Source organism: Abyssibacter profundi (assembly GCF_003151135.1).
Classification (GTDB): domain Bacteria; phylum Pseudomonadota; class Gammaproteobacteria; order Nevskiales; family OUC007; genus Abyssibacter; species Abyssibacter profundi.
The window spans coordinates 11,639-27,323 of sequence record NZ_QEQK01000023.1 but is presented as its reverse complement, the minus strand read 5'-3'; the positions used below and the strand labels follow the sequence as shown (position 1 = coordinate 27,323).

Annotated in this window: 12 protein-coding genes; 7 read left to right on the top strand and 5 right to left on the bottom strand. The window is 61.1% G+C overall.

The genetic code is table 11. The features are described from left to right. The first annotated feature begins 257 nt into the window (after positions 1-257). The 4 genes from DEH80_RS17235 (at position 258) to DEH80_RS17225 (ending at position 6,943) form a co-directional block, all read left to right on the top strand. Positions 258-545 (top strand): hypothetical protein, encoded by a 288-nt coding sequence (locus DEH80_RS17235; protein ID WP_133249311.1) that lies wholly within the window; start codon positions 258-260, stop codon positions 543-545. Continuing rightward, positions 542-1,270 carry a hypothetical protein gene (locus tag DEH80_RS17230; protein WP_133249310.1) on the top strand — a complete coding sequence of 243 codons (729 nt, stop codon included), beginning with the start codon at positions 542-544 and terminating at the stop codon, positions 1,268-1,270. Before DEH80_RS17235 ends, DEH80_RS17230 begins: the two co-directional genes overlap by 4 nt. 316 nt (positions 1,271-1,586) lie before the next feature. Further along, complete coding sequence (locus DEH80_RS16825; RefSeq protein WP_165831540.1) at positions 1,587-6,722, top strand: Calx-beta domain-containing protein; 5,136 nt, start codon at positions 1,587-1,589, stop codon at positions 6,720-6,722. Continuing rightward, on the top strand, positions 6,719-6,943 hold the full coding sequence (locus DEH80_RS17225; protein WP_133249309.1) for a hypothetical protein: 225 nt from the start codon (positions 6,719-6,721) through the stop codon (positions 6,941-6,943). Before DEH80_RS16825 ends, DEH80_RS17225 begins: the two co-directional genes overlap by 4 nt. 10 nt (positions 6,944-6,953) lie before the next feature. Here DEH80_RS17225 and DEH80_RS16820 read toward each other — a convergent pair whose 3' ends face one another. The 5 genes from DEH80_RS16820 to DEH80_RS16800 form a co-directional block, all read right to left on the bottom strand. Further along, entirely contained in the window at positions 6,954-7,916 is a 963-nt protein-coding gene (locus DEH80_RS16820; RefSeq protein ID WP_109721687.1) for a hypothetical protein, read from the bottom strand. Positions 7,917-8,031: 115 nt separating this feature from the next. Continuing rightward, positions 8,032-8,817: an exodeoxyribonuclease III gene (gene xth / locus DEH80_RS16815; RefSeq protein WP_109721686.1), complete on the bottom strand. Its 786-nt coding sequence runs from the start codon at positions 8,815-8,817 to the stop codon at positions 8,032-8,034. Continuing rightward, on the bottom strand, positions 8,814-10,859 hold the full coding sequence (locus DEH80_RS16810) for a M3 family metallopeptidase (protein ID WP_109721685.1): 2,046 nt from the start codon (positions 10,857-10,859) through the stop codon (positions 8,814-8,816). Before DEH80_RS16810 ends, xth begins: the two co-directional genes overlap by 4 nt. Before the next feature lie 70 nt (positions 10,860-10,929). Continuing rightward, a complete protein-coding gene (locus DEH80_RS16805; protein WP_109721684.1) occupies positions 10,930-11,859 on the bottom strand; it encodes a GIDE domain-containing protein in 930 nt (309 codons plus the stop codon). Positions 11,860-11,892: 33 nt separating this feature from the next. Next, the gene (locus tag DEH80_RS16800) at positions 11,893-12,480 is read right to left on the bottom strand and encodes a LemA family protein (RefSeq protein WP_109721683.1); all 588 of its coding nucleotides are present in this window, start codon (positions 12,478-12,480) and stop codon (positions 11,893-11,895) included. A gap of 144 nt (positions 12,481-12,624) precedes the next feature. Between DEH80_RS16800 and gorA the strand changes: the two genes are divergently transcribed. The 3 genes from gorA to gpmA are packed head-to-tail and all read left to right on the top strand — an operon-like array spanning position 12,625 to position 15,666. Next, a complete protein-coding gene (gene gorA, locus DEH80_RS16795; RefSeq protein ID WP_109721682.1) occupies positions 12,625-13,971 on the top strand; it encodes a glutathione-disulfide reductase in 1,347 nt (448 codons plus the stop codon). Next, complete coding sequence (locus tag DEH80_RS16790) at positions 13,968-14,972, top strand: alpha/beta hydrolase (protein ID WP_243412842.1); 1,005 nt, start codon at positions 13,968-13,970, stop codon at positions 14,970-14,972. The genes gorA and DEH80_RS16790 overlap by 4 nt, the downstream gene beginning before the upstream one ends. Then, on the top strand, positions 14,920-15,666 hold the full coding sequence (gene gpmA / locus DEH80_RS16785) for a 2,3-diphosphoglycerate-dependent phosphoglycerate mutase (RefSeq protein WP_109721681.1): 747 nt from the start codon (positions 14,920-14,922) through the stop codon (positions 15,664-15,666). Before DEH80_RS16790 ends, gpmA begins: the two co-directional genes overlap by 53 nt. Positions 15,667-15,685 lie beyond the last annotated feature (19 nt).

Genomic DNA, 15,685 nt, shown 5'->3' with positions numbered 1-15,685 from the left:
GTGTGAGCCAGGTCCGCCTGAACGACGTCGCGTGGCTGCTGAACACCCGGCCAAGAAAACGTTTTGACTTTCAGACCCCGCAGGAGCTTTTCGACCAAGCAACGGCGGATTATCTCAATCATGTTGCACTTGATTCTTGAATCCAAGCTCAGCCCCCTGTCGAGGCTGTCCGAAATGCATTAAGTGAAAAATACGGTGAACCGCATTATGTGGATGGCGACCTCTGGGTGTGGTCATATGATCTACTGAATCGGCCCATGTCGGACCGTCATCGGCGCATTTCTGCTTGCCGGAATCATCCGCGCGAATTGATTGCAAGTGGTAGCCACATCCTGGGTGATTGCGGCGTGACGATTCGAGCATCTGTCTCCGCTGGAGAAAATAAGCTGCTGGCTCAGCGGTTAAATATTGCGACTACGCACCATAAGGACTTCGTCACTGCTCAGACAGAGTTCCAGCAAGCGCTGGACTCCGAAAAACAACGCCGGGATGCTGAGCAACTGAAGCGTTCGGATGGAAACGCTCAGTCTGCGGGTGACTTATGAGTAGTTCGCCACGCGGCAGCGTGTCTTGCCGACTTGGTTGGGTTGCAATTTTTGCGGGATTATCAGCACATCTGCCGCTCCTTCATGCTTTGGAAGAAAATGCTCAAAGTTCCAAGGGCGGTTATATCGAGTACCCAACCGGAGCTCAGGTTGCTGGAATCTGTTACGAGTGGTCAAAAACTGAACCTGTCGATGTGCCGAAATTTGCGAGGCTCAATATAAAATACGACCGCAAGGATTTGGTTGACCCAATGAACGGCTTGACCTCAGAGCAGGCATTGGAGCGATATATCAGTGATCTGCATGACGAGATTGCGAGCGGATACGGTACGAACGGTGTTCGGGTGAGGTTGAAGACCCGTCTCTCTCCTTACGATCCGAACTACGGCGAATTTGTGTTCGAGAAGCTCAATCCGAATACAACACTAAGCTACGGGCACCATGGGCAGAATTTCCGGGTTCGCTTTAAGGATTCGGATGCCGCGTATCTGCTTCCAGTGGATATAGAACGCGCAAAACGAATTGAGGATGCGATCGGTTCCGGGCGCAATGTCCGGATTGAACTGGATACCACAATCGTGGGTGCAGTGCCGAACGATCATTCGTTTTGCACGGTAAATGTCCGGATTGATCGCTACGAGGTTTGGCGTTCTCATGCGCCCTGGGGCATCGCGACGTCTGAGGAACCCGTTGAGCCTCTTGTCGTTAGAGAATTTTCTCATTAAGTGAACGAAGTTAAACAGAACACTCAGGGTATCGACCCCTTGCAACGATGGAGAAGGGGGGGGGCGAGTTCGGGCGGAAGGCGGGTCCGTGTTCTGCGACCGCAAACGTGCTCAGGACTTTGTTGGAACGCATGGACGAATACCTGAACGGTCTAGGTGTGATGGAGGAACAAAAGGAGCCGGTGCAGAGGCCGAATATGCAGGGCTTCGATCAATTCGAGTGCTGAAATGGGTTCTACCCCGTTTTCGCGGGGGGAGGGGACGGATGATTTCACGGGGCTACAGATGGCACCGGACGGTTGGTCGCATATGCGGAATGTTTGCGCTGGTTGTGACGTGGGTCGGGGGACTGTGGTTGCTGCCTGGCACGACAGCGCATGCACGTGCGCCAGACGGTATCGGGGCCGCAGATTGGGCAGATGTCCAGACACAGATCAACAGGGACCAACTGAAGGCGCTCGACACCGGCGGCGACGTTGAGCTTTACAGCCGTGCTCAGAAGATTCGCGCGACGCTAAACAAAACGGGGATCGGATTTTCGCGGCGATCTGTTCCGTTGTTTCGGCTACGCACGACGCATCTGAACAGCTATGCCCTATCGCCGAACTCGGCTCGCGCCAACGGCACACGTGGTGAGTTCGTGTATCCGCTGCTAACTGAGTGGTTGGAGAACAATGAAGTTGGCTTCGAACACGGTTGGACCATCCAGAGAGCGCCGAGCGATGGCGGACAGCTGATTCTGTCGGTGAGCTTGACGGGAGGCTTTGTACGGAATCACGAGGCCAGCCTGGTGCTGACGAGCGCCCGGACCGGGGATGCGCTTGTCTACGGTGCACCCGTCGCCTGGGACGCTGAGAATCGTTCGTTGCCTGCCCGCTTGGTCGTCGATGGACCTGAGTCGTTCCGGGTCGTCGTGGATGCAGAGGATGTGGCTTATCCCGTGACCATTGATCCGCTGATTCAGGTGGCAGGTCTTGATCCCGAACCGGAAAAGCCTTCGTCGCGTCATCGCGCATTCGGCACCGGGGCTGCAATCTCGGAGGACGGACGCACGCTAGTTGTCGGTGATCCCGCCAATCGGAATCGCGGGGCGGCCTATGTATTTGTGCAAGATGGTTCTGGAGAGTGGATTCACGAAGCAACTCTGCGAGCTTCCGATGCGCAGGAAAATGACTTTTTCGGTTATGCGATTGCGCTGTCTGGAGAGACGGTGCTGATCGGTGCGCATTTGGAGGATGCGGGGCGCCCGCCGAGTGTCGTCACTTTCGAAGGCGGGTCCGCGTATGTCTTCACCCGGACGGATGGAGTTTGGACACAGCAGCAGAAATTGATTTCGTCCGATGGTGCGGAAGATGACAATTTTGGGTTTTCGGTCGCGATACAAGGAGGCACGGCACTGATCGGTGCCCCCGGGGATGATGACAAGGGTGCTGCCAGCGGGTCCGTCTACTCGTTTACGCGGTCCGGTGGAGTCTGGTCCGAGCAGTCTAAGCTGGTCGCCACGGACGGAGCGGAATTTGACGGGTTTGGCAAAGCGGTCGCGCTATCCGGCGCGACCGCTTTGGTCGGAGCGCACCTCGCGGACGGTGCCGCAGATGATGCTGGTGCCGCATACGTGTTCCGTGCTTCCGGTGCGGCATGGGTGCAGGAAGCTAAGCTCGTTGCGTCGGACGCTGAGGAGGATGACTACTTCGGGTTTTCGGTTGACATATCCGAGACAACGGCGCTGGTCGGCGCATATTCTTACGATGACGCGTTTGAGTCGCACTCCTATAACGTCGGCGCCGCGTATGTGTTTGAGTTATCAAACGGGCGCTGGAATCAACAGGCTAGGCTGAACGCGCCGTACCTCTCAGTCCATGAATGGTTCGGGTATTCGGTGGCTCTGGCCAACGACAGTCTTATTGTTGGTGCGCCATGGGCCACAACAACAGGGCAAGGTCCTGGATCCGCGTATATATTCCAGCGACTGGGTCAAGAGTGGTCGTTCCGCGAGCAGATATTGCCGTCCGATCGCAAGGACAACGACCGGGTTGGCGCTACCGTTGCGCTAGTCGATGGGACTGCGCTTGTGGTGGCACCCGAACACGATTGGGGCGGGGACTACGTGGGCGCTGTCTATGTCTACGAGCGTTTCGACAGTAGTTGGGTGGAACGCTCGGAACTGATCAGCCCAGATACCGTGACGGAATACGACGACAACTTCGGGCAAGCCGTCGCGCTTTCCGGCGATACAGTTCTGGTGGGTGCGCCAGGCGACGATGTCGTCGGTGCAGCTTACGTGTTCGTTGTTGACCACGATACATGGGTTAGACAAGCAAAACTTTCTGTGCCGGGCAGCTCCGAGTTCGGGACGTCGGTTGCTTTGGATGGTGACACGGCGCTGATTGGAGCGCCGTCGGATACCGGTGACATCGGTCGGGCGTCCGCGGGGGCGGCCTACGTGTTCTCGCGCACCGGAGAGCAGTGGGCGCTGGAGGCCAAGATCGTGCCGTCCGATGCTACCTCTCGTGGTTTTTTCGGTGAGTCCGTGGCGCTGTCTGAGGACGTCGCGCTGATTGGTGGAACAGGGGGGGGTGATGATAACGGGCAGGATCGACGTGGGTCTGCATACATATTCACGCGATCCGACGGGACATGGGCTCAGGAAGCTAAGTTGCTGGCTGCCGACACTGTGGGAGGCGACTACTTCGGGCGCTCGTTTGCGCTTTCTGGAGGCACTGCGCTGATTGGTGCTGACGGGGATGACGATGTCGGCACCGGGAGCGGATCAGCTTATCTCTTCATGCGTTCCGGCGATGACTGGACAGAAACCGCCAAGTTGACCGCATCCGACGGGGCAGCGGGACACGCGTTTGGTCGAGCTGTCGCACTGTCTGGCGACACCGCTCTGGTCGGGGCCGAGTTGCATAGGTCCGCCTATGTATTTGTGCAGTCCAAGAGTGGTTGGGCTCAGCAGGCTCGACTGACAGCATCCGATCCAGAGTCTGGGAGCTACTTTGGTCAATCAGTGGCTCTGTACGAGGGCGTCGCGCTAATCGGCGCTCCCTTTCATGACGGTCATGCAGTTGACAGCGGTGTAGTCTTCCAATTCGTCCGTTCAGGCGAGCGCTGGGCCGAACAGGCTCAGCTATTTTCGGTTGAGGCCGCGTTTCGGGATGGCTTCGGATCCGCCGTGGCAACCGACGGCTTGCGCCGTGTCGTTGGCGCATTCGAGGCGGATACCGAACTCGGGCCCGACGCGGGGCGTGCTTACGTCTTTGAAAGTGAACCAAGCGACTTTGGAGATGCCCCGGATCCCGGGTACCCCACGTTGTTGGCCAGTGATGGGGCGAGGCACCGTCTCAGTCCGCTGTTTCTCGGTAGCAGCGTGGACGCGGACGACGATGGACAGCCGAACGCCACTGCGACCGGCGACGACATTGACGCAGCCGCCAACGATGAAGATGGGGTGTTGTTCGGCGACCTGACGATCGGTTCGACCGAGGCGACCTTGGAGCTCGTGGTCAGTCAGCAGCATGTCGGTCTGGTGAACGCGTTTGTGGATTTCAACCAAGACGGTGATTTTTACGACGATGCAGAACAAATCGTTGCCGATGAACTGATCGAAGCGGTATCGGAAAAGATTTCTTTTGTGGTTCCGGACACTGCTCGAAGCGGCGTCACATACGCACGTGTACGCATCAGTTCCGCCGGTGGTGATGGGCCCGCGGGTGCGGCGGTTGACGGCGAGGTGGAAGACCACGAAGTGACGCTCTCGCTGCCGACACTGTCGGTCGCGGATGCTGTTCTGATCGAGGGAGATGCGGGACCTACCGAGCTGGGTTTCACGGTATCCATTCCAGTGCCGGTGCAGCAGGACGTGAGCTTTAGTTTTGAAAGCGTGGATGGGACGGCTACGGCGTCGGATGATTTCAACTCTGTGTCTTCCAACGCGAGCATTCCCGGTGGACAGGGCCTGACCAGCGTCGACGTTAGCGTGCCTGTGCTCGGTGATACGACTTACGAAACCGACGAAACCTTTGTGTTGATGCTGAGCAACGCAAGCGGTGCCACCATTACGGACAGTGAAGCGACCGGACTCATCCAGAACGATGACAACCAGCCAAGCGTGACCCTGGCGGCGTCAGGGGATTCGCTTGCTGAGAGCGGAGGCGTGTTGGCTGTGACCGCCACGCTGAGCAATCCGAGCAGTGAGCCCGTGGCAGTTGATCTCGGACTGAGCGGAACGGCGGATGTGAGTGATTTCACGATATCGACGAATCAGATCGTGATTGTTCCGGGAGAGACGATAGGCGTGGCGACTCTGTCCGGCACGGATGACCTCATCCATGAGGGCGAAGAGGTCATCATTGTGGATATCGCCTCGGTCAGTCACGGAACGGAAGCCGACGTTCAGCAACTGACGGTCACGCTTGCGGATGACGACCCCCTTCCTGATGTCACGCTAAGCCAAAGCGGAGCTCGGCTCTCGGAAGCCAACGAGCAGATGACGATGACCGTCACTCTGAGCAATCCAAGTGTTCAACCGGTGACCGTTGAACTGGACCTGGACGGGTCCGCCGACACCGATGACTATCAGGCATCTACCAGTCAATTGGTGATTGATCCGGGTGACGTCACTGCTGCAATGACAATAACTGCTTTGCAGGATGAGGTGGACGAAGACGATGAGACTATCGTCGTGAGCATAGCAAGTGTCGCAAATGGCACCGTGGTCGCGCCGCAACAATTGACGGTCGTGATCGTGGACGATGACACCGCCCCGATTATCACGCTGAGGACGTCTGACGATTCGCTGACAGAACAAGGTGGTGTCGTGATCGTGAGTGCCGTGCTGAGCATGCCCAGTGCCCAGATAGTGACCATCGACCTGACTATTGGCGGCGGCGCTGATCTCGACGAGGACTACGCCGTGGGGTCGCCGTCAATCACGATTCCTGCTGGAGAGTTAGGCGGCGAGGTCGAAATTACGGGTCTCGACGACGAAACGGACGAGCCCATGGAGGCGATCGTCATTGTAGCGTCCGGAGTGCATGGTGGTCAGTTGTCCGGTGTCGGAAGCTTCGTCCTGTCGATCGTCGATGACGACCCGACGCCGGCGGGTCTTGCTCCGCGCGATGAGAGTAGCGCAGTCATCAATCGGGTTGTCGCGCCTGGTCAGCAACGCGTGACGCTAGCGTCTTTCGGTATCCGCAATTCTTTGACGGGATCAGCCTATATATCAACGCTGACGGGCCCGGTTTCCGGGGAGCTCGCGGTGCCAGCGACGGTCGAATTGTTCCTTGACCTGAATGGCAACAGGCGCTTGGATCCGAACGACACACTACTGGCAGACATGGCTGCGTCTATCGGCGCAGCCACGCTGAGCTTCAACCTGGGGGCACCATTGAACATCCCCGCTCAAAGCACGTTGCGGTTCGTCATGGTGGCGGACTTGGAGGTGAGATGAACCGTGGAAACCGATTTGCACTATTCGGAACGATTGCCTTGTTGACGGCAGGGTGCGGCGGAGGTTCCGACTCGGGTGAAGCGGGCGGCTCGAACCTGCCCGATGCTACTTCAAGCTTCAGCGTATCGATGGATCAGGTCGTTGCTGCTGATGCACAACACGGAGAGCCGGTGGCGCTTGAAATTGTCGATAGGGCATCGGCAGAGATCACCATAGAGTGATCGCGGGGCTTCAGGCAGCCGGAAACGAGTTCAGGCTTGAGCGCAACTGCGCGGCGCCGATCACTTCCGGCTCGTCGGCGAGTTCATGCAGGGCATCATCGGCCAGCAGATGGTCCAGCCGCGCCACATGGCGGTCGATGGCGTTGACGTAGGGGTTGTCGCCGTTGAAGTGGGCGGTGAGGTAGCGGTAACAGCCTTCGAAATAACCGTCGAGGCGGTCTTTCCAGACCATGCGATTGAAGTCGGGGGTCTTGCGCAGCAGGTCTTCGGCGGAGCTGTAGACGGGCTCCGGGCGTCCGGGGCGCGGCTCACCGGCCAGGCCGCAGATCGAGAATTCGCGATACAGGTGGTGCCAGCATTTTTCCAGGTAGCAGGCGTCGGCCATTTGCGCGAGCAGGTCTGCGGTACCCAGAAAGAAGCCCAGGTGACGGTCGCGCGGGTCATGCACCTGGATTTTGTCCAGCGCGATCTCATACCCCGTGAAATGCACGATTTGACGTGCGATCTCCGCGTGCTGCGCCAGCGGCGTGTCTTGCAGGAAATCGCTGATGAATGCGCCGCTGCGGGCCACATGACAGAGGGTGAATTCGGCCCCGTTGCGATGGCCGATGTCGCGTTCGGAGCGGACGTATCCGGCATCGTGGAACAGGGCGATGATGACGCCGAGCATGGCGCGCTCGGTGCCCAGCCGTTCGGCAGGGGGCACGCTTTGCTCGTAGCCGTCGAGCAGTCGGGCGAAGGCCAGCGTCGCATCCAGGCTGTGCTGGGCGTCGTGGTACCAGGTGTCGCAGCCGTGATAGCCGGGTAGCAGGCCCGCAAACAGCGCTTCGAAGGTTTCAAAGGCACGCGTAATCAACGTGCGATCCACATCCGCGAACCGATGCTGAAGCAATTCCAGGACAGCGCTTTGCACGGCCGAGGGGTCGGCCAGGTGAACGGTGCCCGTCACATCAAGGTGCGGCTGTTGTGTCATGTCGTGTCCTCCGCGCTGATGACCGGGCTTCCCCAAGATCGGTCCACCTCGCGTACTGGTCGCGATGGTAGACCCAGCTTGATGCGGCGAGCTACAGAGGGGCGTGACCCGGGTCTCAGTTCCCACGCAGCTCGCAGATGACCGGGGTGTGATCCGACGGACGTTCCCAGCGGCGCGGTTCGATATCGATGCGGAAATCCCCGAAGGCTTCCACCAGAGGGGCGCTGATCAGGTGGTGATCGATACGCAGACCGTGCCCGCGCCGAAAACCGCCCTGACGGTAATCCCACCAGGTGAACCGCTGTTCGGGTGGTTCGACGCAGGTAAACGCGTCGGTCAGGCCAGTGTCTAGCAGGGCCGCCAGCGCGGCACGCTCAGCGTCGCTGCAGAGAATATTGCCCTCCCAGCGATCGGGGTCATGGGTGTCGTCGACGGTGGGCGCAATGTTGAAGTCGCCGGACACCACCAGGCGGGGGTGTTCGCGCAGGCTGTCGGCGATGTACCTGCGCAAGGCGGCCAGCCATTCCAGCTTGTAGCTGTACTTGTCGGAGCCCACGGCCTGGCCGTTGGGGACATAGACGCAAATCATCCGTAGCTCACCGACACTGCCGGCAATGACCCGGGCCTGGGTGTCGTCAAAGCCCGGAATGCCTGTCGTGACGTCTTCGATGGGTGAGCGGCTGATCAGCGCGACGCCGTTGTAGGTTTTCTGTCCATGCCAGGCGCTATGCCAGCCGGCCTCGGTCAGGGCATCGACCGGGAACCGGTCATCCGTGAGTTTGGTCTCCTGAACCGCGACCAGATCCGCGGCATCGCTGTTGAGCCATTGCAGCATATGCGGCAGTCGAACGTTCAGGGAATTGACGTTCCAGGTGGCCAGGCGAGTTGTCGTGTTGGTCATGCGGCGAGTCCGTGGAGTCGTAACAGGGCATCAGGTTCAGGGGGGCGGCCGCGGAAGGCCTCGTAGAGCTGGCCAGCGGGTTCACTGCCGCCGCGGGCCAGGATGGTGTCGCGGAACCGGCGTGCGGCTTCTGCGTCAAAAACACCGCGTTCAGCAAACAGCTCGAAGGCATCGGCAGCCAGTAGTTCCGCCCATTTGTAGCTGTAGTAGCCCGCTGCGTAACCGCCCGCAAAGATATGTGAAAAGCTGCAGGGGAAGCGGTGCCACGCAGGGGGGTGGATGACGGCCACGTCCTTGCGTACCGCATCCAAGGTCTCGCCGATGCGGGCCGGCTGACCGGGGACATGGTCCCGGTGCAGGCGAAGATCAAATAGGGCGAATTCCAGCTGCCGCACCGTCGCCATGCCAGCCTGGAAGCGGCGACTGGCGCGCAGCTTCTCGAGCAGGGTGTCGGGAATGGTTTCGCCGGTGTCGACGTGGCGCGCGAAGCGATCCAGGGCTTCGCGTTCGAAGGTCCAGTTCTCCATGAATTGACTGGGCAGTTCCACCGCATCCCATGCAACGCCATTGATGCCCGACACGGAGAGCTCGTCGACCTGCGTCAGCAGGTGATGCAATCCGTGGCCGAATTCATGAAATAGCGTCTCCACTTCGTCGTGTGACAGGCAGGCCGGTTTGCCATCGACCGGGCCACCGAAATTGCAGACGAGAAATGCCACTGGAAGCTGCGCGGTGTCACCATGGCGATAACGCCCCTGGCAGTCGTCCATCCAGGCGCCGGCACGTTTGCCGGGTCGGGCATAGGGGTCGACATAAAACAGGCCGCGGCGGCTGCCATCGCCATCGAGCACGGCGTAAGCCGTCACGTCTTCATGCCACAGGTCGGCATCGGCAACCGGCTCGAAACGCACTTCGTACAGTCGTTCGGCGACTTCCATCATGCCGGCCAGGACCTGCGGCGCCGGGAAATAGGGTCGCAGCATTTCGTCGGACAGGCCCAGCGTCGCTTCACGGTACTGCTCGGCGTAGTAGCCGATGTCCCAGGGCTCCAGTGTGTCGGGCCCGCCCCGTTCAACGGCAAAGGCGGCCAGCGCCTGCAACTCCTGCTCGGCGGCGGGGCGCGCCTTGGCGGCCAGGTCCAGCAAGAACTGTTCGACCGTGGCCGGTGAGTCGGCCATCTTCGTGGCCAGTGAGTAATCGGCGTAGCTGTCAAAGCCCACGAGACCGGCCAGCTCCTGCCGCAGGTCGAGAATCTCCTGCATCACCGGGCTGTTGTCCCATTGCCCTGCATGCGGTCCCTGGTCGGATGCCCGGGTCCCGAAGGCTTCGTAGAGACGCTGACGGAGTGAACGGTCATGGGCATGCGTCATGACGGCGATATAGCTCGGGGCATCCAGGGTCACCAGATAGCCGCTCCGGTCCTGGCGTTTGGCGGCGGCTGCGGCGGCCTGCACGGCGCGCTCCGGCAGCCCATCCAGGTCGTCGGCGTGGTCGGTGTGCCAGCTCCAGGCTTCGGTGGCGTCGAGTACCTGTTCCTGAAAGCGGGTTTGCAGGGCCGACAGTCGTTGCTGGATGGCCGCGTAGCGCGCCCGGGCGTCGCCTTTCAGGTGAACGCCAGCGAGACGAAAATCCCGGATGGCATTGTCGATGATGGTCTTGCGGGCCTGAGGCAATTGCGCGAAGTCAGCCTGTTGCCGTAATTGCTCGAAACGCTCATACAGCGCCTGGTTCTGCCCCAACTCGGTGGAATACTGCGACAACTTGGGCAGGCAGGCGTTATAGGCCTCGCGCCATTCGGGCGAATTGGCGACGCCATTGAGGTGACTGACGGGCGAGAAGACCCGGTGCAGGTCGTTGTCCAGCTGTTCCAGGCGGGCGACAAAGCGATCCCAGTCGGGCGAGTCGAGTTGCTCCAGTTCAGCGATGACCTGGCGATTGGCCGCCAGTACGGCGTCCAGGGCCGGCTCTGCGTGCTCGGGGCGGATCTGGGAAAACGGGGGCAGCGACTGGCTGCGGAGCATTTCCAGTAGTGGGTTCGACATGCTCGGGTGGTGGCGTCAAGGGGCGCCGACTGTAGCATGTGGTCCGGGCGGAATTCGGCCTCCGGAGGCGCTACAGCAGCCCGCGGGCCGTGAGTGCAAATACACTACCGGCGCCACTGATCAGGAAGCCGGCAAAGGCCAGGGCGGCCTGGATCCGGTAGCGACGAACCAGGGTTTCCTGGGGGACTGCGGAGAGGATGTACGGCCGGCGGTCCGCGGGCCGGGCCAGCACGTGGATATCCGGGTGGGCGGCCTGGTCAGCGAGCTTCTCACGAACCTGGGCAACGGCCTTGGCCCGGACCTGCTCCCACTCGTCCAGGTCGATGCTGCCGTCGCCATCGGCGTCGAACTCGCGCAGTAGCGCTGCTTCATCTCGCTTCCACTCCGCGAGCAGTTCACGCACCTCACCCTGTTCGTCAAAACTGTGATGCACGCTTTGTGAGCGGAACTGGCCCAACACATAGAGCGGATGCAACGGCGCGATCCGGTGTTCCACGTAGCGATACTTTCCGAACAGGCCGAAGCCACCGCTCTTGGGGCCGCCGCTGGGTCGGCGGGTGCTGCCATGCCAGCGGTGGCGGATCTCGGGGATGACCTTGGCAGCCTCCGGGTCGACGATGCACTCACCGGTGTCATCGACCAGCAGGAACAGGGCATCGGAGCGCCCTTGATCAATGGTCACCCAGCGCGTGGTGCGCTTGCCATTCGAGTGGCTGGTGCGACGTTCTTCGATCTTGTACCACCACCACACGCAAGGGGCGTGGGTGAGCGGGGCATGGATAGGCGGCCCATCAAGCATCTTGCCGTAGCCGCAAAGCTCCACGTAGCCCTGCGGCGCGGAACGAATCTTGGCCGTCGGCGTGTCGGTGATCAGCCTGGCCCGCTTCACAAACACGAAGGTGGCGATCAGCGTGGCCAGCGCGGCCAACGCCAATGCACCCGTCGCAAACCAGAACTCTCCCGGCGGTGCCGCGGCGATGTCGTGAAACAGTTGGTCCATGGTCTGCGCCCGATGACCCGGGCCGATCGAGGGCTAGCTGAACAGGGCGCGGACGTCGACGTCGGCCTTCTCGGCCTCCGAAAACTCCAATAGATCGGCTGGTTGGAAATTGAAGATGCGGGCGATCAGCACATCGGGCACCTGCTCGATGCGGACGTTATTGTTGTTGACCGTTTCGTTGTAGAACTCGCGACGATCGGCAATCGCGTTCTCCAGCCCCGAAATGCGCGCCTGTAGCTGCTGGAAGGACTGGTTGGCCTTGAGTTCCGGGTAGGCTTCGGCCACCGCGAACAGGTTGCCCAGGCCCAGGCGCATTTGTGTCTCGGCCTGGCCCACGCCTTTGACATCGCCGTTGGCGCGCGCGGCCTGCGCTGCAGAGCGCGCCTGCATCACCTTCTCCAGCGTGTCCTGCTCGAACTTCATGTACTGTTTGCAGGTCTCGATCAACTTCGGCAGCTCGTCATGGCGCTGCTTGAGCAACACATCAATGTTGCTCCATGCCTTGCTGACGGCGTGTTTCAGGTTGACCAGATTGTTGTAGATGATGATGGCGTACAGCACGGCTCCCAGGGCGATACCCCAGAAAACAAAGGTGCTGATTGCGCTCGACGCTGATTCCATCCCCGGACCCCCTCAAGTCGTTCATGGAAGTCTAGGCCCTGGGCCGGGGCACCACAATGAAAGCCGGGGACCATTGTTCCCATATGCCTCGCGTGGCGGGCATCACCTCGTGGTGATCCGCTGCCGGAAACAAGGATCGGAAGCATGACCGTAGCAACAGATTTTCTCGTGATCGGCGGCGGTAGCGCCGGCGTGGCAACGGCGCGGCGCGCGGCCCGGCATGGCGCACGGGTCATCCTGATCGAGCGCGACCGCATGGGCGGCACCTGCGTCAATGTGGGCTGCGTACCTAAGAAGGTCATGTGGCAGGCGGGCCGGCTGGCCAAGTCGCAATGCGACATGGATGACTATGGTTTCGACGGTCAGCCGATGACGCATGACTGGCAGCGGCTGGTGCAGCGCCGCGAGGCCTATATCCGCCGACTCAATGGGATTTACGACACCAACCTCGAGCGCGAAGGTGTGGAGGTGGTGCGCGGCGACGCCCGGTTTATCGGGCCACGTCGCGTGCAGGTGGGCTCCGAGGAGTACGTGGGAGAGCACGTGCTGATCGCCGTGGGCGGACGCCCGGAGCGGCCGGAGATTCCCGGGGCCCATCTGGGCATCGATTCCGATGGGTTCTTCGGGCTGGAACAGCGTCCGGCCCGTGTCGCGGTCATTGGTGCAGGCTACATCGCGGTCGAACTGGCCGGCATTCTTCAGGCACTGGGGACCGAGACCAGCCTGCTCTATCGTCGCGATACGGTGTTACGTGACTTCGACGCCATGCTGGGGCCGCTGTTGGTCGAGGCCATGACCTCCCAGGGTGTCCGCATGATGCCCAATACCGTGGTGTCTCGTATTGAGCAGGTCGGCGAGGAACTCCATGTCGATTACGGCGGGCCGGAACCTCTGCGTGTCGAGCAGGTCCTCTGGGCAGTGGGGCGCAGGCCCGTCACCGACACGTTGAACCTGCCCGCGACGGGCGTGGACTGCGATAGCCGCGGGTTTGTGCCGGTGGATGCCTACCAGAACACCAATCAGCCCCAGGTGTACGCGGTGGGTGATGTCACCGGCGGGCCCGCGCTGACACCGGTGGCGATCGCGGCCGGTCGGCGCTTGGCTGATCGGGTTTTCGGCGGGCAGGTCGACCGTCATCTCGACATGCGGATGATTCCGACCGTGGTGTTCTCCTCACCCACGATCGGAACCGTCGGATTGACGGAAGCCCAGGCGCGGGCGCAGTACGGTGACGACGCGATCAAGGTGTATCAATCCACCTTCCGATCGCTGTACTACGGCGTGCTGGATAACAAGCAGATCAGCTGTTTCAAACTGGTCTGCGCGGGCGAGGATGAGCGCGTTGTCGGCTGTCACCTCTTCGGCGGTGGCGCGGACGAAATGCTGCAAGGCTTTGCGGTGGCCATGCGGATGGGCGCGCGGAAACAGGACTTGGACGACACCGTGGCCATTCACCCCACAAGTGCGGAAGAACTGGTGACAATGACATGACATGGATGCTTCGGACTGCAGGACGCAGGCTGACACTGCTGGTGCTGGGCACGGTTCTGCTGGGCGGCTGTGCAGGACAGCAGGTGCTGAATGCCTTCACGCCCCAGCGGGGGCTGGAGAAGGCCATCAATCTGTCCTACGGCGATCATCCCCGCCAGCGTCTGGACATCTACTCGCCTGCCGATGCCAACGATGCGCCGGTCGTGGTGTTCTTCTACGGCGGCAGCTGGCGCGAGGGCAGCAAGGATCTCTACGAATTCGTGGCGCAGGCGCTGACATCACGTGGCTTCGTGGCGGTGGTGCCGGATTATCGTGTCTACCCTGACGTGCGGTTTCCCGCCTTTGTCGAGGACGCGGCCAGCGCAGTGGCCCAGACGCGCCAGGTGGTCCATCGCTATGGCGGCGATCCCGACAAGCTCTTCGTCATGGGGCATTCGGCGGGTGCGCATCTGGCCGCCATGCTGGCCACCGATGGTCGCTATTTGCAGGCAGTCGGCGGCAGCCGCGCATGGCTCCGGGGTCTGATCGGCCTGTCGGGGCCCTACGATTTCACGCCGATTAAGGATGCGCAGATTCGCGCCGTGTTCGGCCCCGAATCCGAACATGAGAAGGCGCAGCCCGTGAACTTCGTCGATGGGCAGGTCCCGCCGACGCTGCTGCTCCACGGCGAAAACGACAATGTGGTGTACGCGAATAACTCACGCGATCTGGCGCAGCGGATCGCCGAGGAGGGCGGACGGCCAACACTGGTGATCTATCCCAAGATGTCGCACCAAAAGATGATCGCCGTGTTCGCCGCGCCCCTGCGCGGCCTGTCAGATGCGGTCGACAAGGTTGCCAGCTTCATCCGCGAGCAGGCACGCAAGCCGCGGCCCGCAGCTGGCCCTGCGCCGGCCGCTACGCGCCCTGCGGTATCATCAGACTACTCATTTGAAACGCGACCAATCGATGACGAAGACCCTCGTCCTGCTGAGACACGGCCAGAGCCAGTGGAACCTTGAAAATCGCTTCACCGGCTGGGTTGATGTCGACCTGTCCGAGCAAGGTGTGGCCGAGGCCCAGGCCGCCGGCCAATTGATGAAGGATGAAGGCCTGGCCTTCGATGTCGTGCATACCTCGCTGCTCAAGCGTGCGATCCGCACCATGCAGCTGGCCATGGCCGAAGCCGACCAACTCTGGGTGCCGGTGCAGCGTCACTGGCGGCTCAACGAGCGTCATTACGGTGGCTTGCAGGGTTTGAACAAGGCCGAGACCACCGCCAAGCACGGCGAGGAGCAGGTGTTGGTCTGGCGGCGCAGTTACGACACCCCGCCGCCGGAGATGCCGGTGTCGGATCCGGGTCACCCGGTGCATGACCGTCGGTACCAGGGGTTGGATGCCCGCGTACTGCCCGGCACCGAATCACTCAAACTGACCCTGGAGCGCGTCCTGCCCTATTGGCATGACGCCATCGTGCCGGACCTGCAGGCAGACAAAACCGTGCTGGTGGCCGCGCATGGCAACAGCCTGCGTGCGATGGTCAAGTATCTGGATGGCATTTCGGATGACGAAATCACCGGATTGAATATCCCGACCGGCATCCCGCTGAAGTACACGCTGGATGATGACCTCAAGGTGATCGACAAGGGGTATCTGGGTGATGCGGAAGCCGCCAAAGCGGCGGCTGAAGCCGTGGCAAACCAGGCCAAGGCCTGATGGTTTGCTCTCCAGCAGG

What these genes read in the sequence shown, in the direction of transcription:
- DEH80_RS17235 (WP_133249311.1), top strand. Translation starts at nt 258, where the DNA reads ATGTCGGACCGTCATCGGCGCATTTCTGCTTGCCGGAATCATCCGCGC.
- DEH80_RS17230 (WP_133249310.1), top strand. Translation starts at nt 542, where the DNA reads ATGAGTAGTTCGCCACGCGGCAGCGTGTCTTGCCGACTTGGTTGGGTT.
- DEH80_RS16825 (WP_165831540.1), top strand. Translation starts at nt 1,587, where the DNA reads ATGTTTGCGCTGGTTGTGACGTGGGTCGGGGGACTGTGGTTGCTGCCT.
- DEH80_RS17225 (WP_133249309.1), top strand. Translation starts at nt 6,719, where the DNA reads ATGAACCGTGGAAACCGATTTGCACTATTCGGAACGATTGCCTTGTTG.
- DEH80_RS16820 (WP_109721687.1), bottom strand. Translation starts at nt 7,916, where the DNA reads ATGACACAACAGCCGCACCTTGATGTGACGGGCACCGTTCACCTGGCC.
- xth (WP_109721686.1), bottom strand. Translation starts at nt 8,817, where the DNA reads ATGACCAACACGACAACTCGCCTGGCCACCTGGAACGTCAATTCCCTG.
- DEH80_RS16810 (WP_109721685.1), bottom strand. Translation starts at nt 10,859, where the DNA reads ATGTCGAACCCACTACTGGAAATGCTCCGCAGCCAGTCGCTGCCCCCG.
- DEH80_RS16805 (WP_109721684.1), bottom strand. Translation starts at nt 11,859, where the DNA reads ATGGACCAACTGTTTCACGACATCGCCGCGGCACCGCCGGGAGAGTTC.
- DEH80_RS16800 (WP_109721683.1), bottom strand. Translation starts at nt 12,480, where the DNA reads ATGGAATCAGCGTCGAGCGCAATCAGCACCTTTGTTTTCTGGGGTATC.
- gorA (WP_109721682.1), top strand. Translation starts at nt 12,625, where the DNA reads ATGACCGTAGCAACAGATTTTCTCGTGATCGGCGGCGGTAGCGCCGGC.
- DEH80_RS16790 (WP_243412842.1), top strand. Translation starts at nt 13,968, where the DNA reads ATGACATGGATGCTTCGGACTGCAGGACGCAGGCTGACACTGCTGGTG.
- gpmA (WP_109721681.1), top strand. Translation starts at nt 14,920, where the DNA reads ATGACGAAGACCCTCGTCCTGCTGAGACACGGCCAGAGCCAGTGGAAC.